This window comes from Paraburkholderia sp. UCT2, assembly GCF_014397665.1.
GTDB lineage: Bacteria > Pseudomonadota > Gammaproteobacteria > Burkholderiales > Burkholderiaceae > Paraburkholderia > Paraburkholderia tuberum.
Genome location: NZ_VZQO01000148.1, coordinates 1 through 840 on the forward strand (window position 1 = coordinate 1; position 840 = coordinate 840).

Genomic DNA, 840 nt, shown 5'->3' on the forward strand with positions numbered 1-840 from the left:
CAGATTGGCGCCGCGTTCAGCCGCACGCAGCATGAGCGTGTGACTGGCCGGCGCTGCGCAGGCGAGATGGTCGAGGCCGGGATGGTGACGGGCTTCGCGTTTGCGTGCAACGAGGGCGTCGATGTGCGCGGCAATCTCGATCTGCGCGCCGCGATCGTAACTGCGCACATGAGTTGCAAGCAGATCGGCGCCGTCGAGAATGCGCACCTGCCGGGGATCGGCCCGGACCGTGAGTACGCGCCGCACGGGGGTGTGCGGGATCGTGTAATCGTTCAGATCGAAGCGCACATACGGCTGCTTGCCGACCTTCACGGCCAGTTGCAGCTCGCACGGGTACGGATTCGCCGGCAACGCAAGCAGGCTGGGCTGTTCGCGGGCGAAGGCTTCGCGCACCGTGATCGTGGGCTCTTCCCGGCAGGGACGATCCGCCGCCATGCCCGCGCACCATTGCGCCGCCTGGATGTTCAGATCGTCGAGATCGGCGAACTTGCGCGCGGCAAAGAAATTCTCGCGTACATATCTGATAGCTCTTTCGACGCGTCCCTTCTCGTTGCCTCTGGCCACTGCCACTGGACGGGGCTCGAAGCGATGATGAGCGGCGAACGCGAGAAGCGTCGGGTTGAAGCGGATCGCATCACCCTGACGCTCGAGCACAGCGCTCCTGAGATTGTCGTAGAGGAGGATCCTTGGCAATCCGGACCACGCCGCGAATGCGCCGGCGTGGCCCGCCAGGAAGCTGTCCATGCGGGCATCGAGGAAGAAGCGCAGATAGATCTGCCGCGACCACGACAGCACCATGACGAAGGCCATGAGCGGCCGGCGCGCGCGCCCGATCTGCAG

1 protein-coding gene is annotated in these 840 nt (G+C 65.2%); it reads right to left on the reverse strand.

What is annotated here, in order from left to right; translation table 11 throughout:
• Nucleotides 1–840 (reverse strand): Mu transposase domain-containing protein (locus F6X39_RS36150; protein ID WP_187620160.1); only part of this gene is annotated, 840 nt, incomplete at both ends.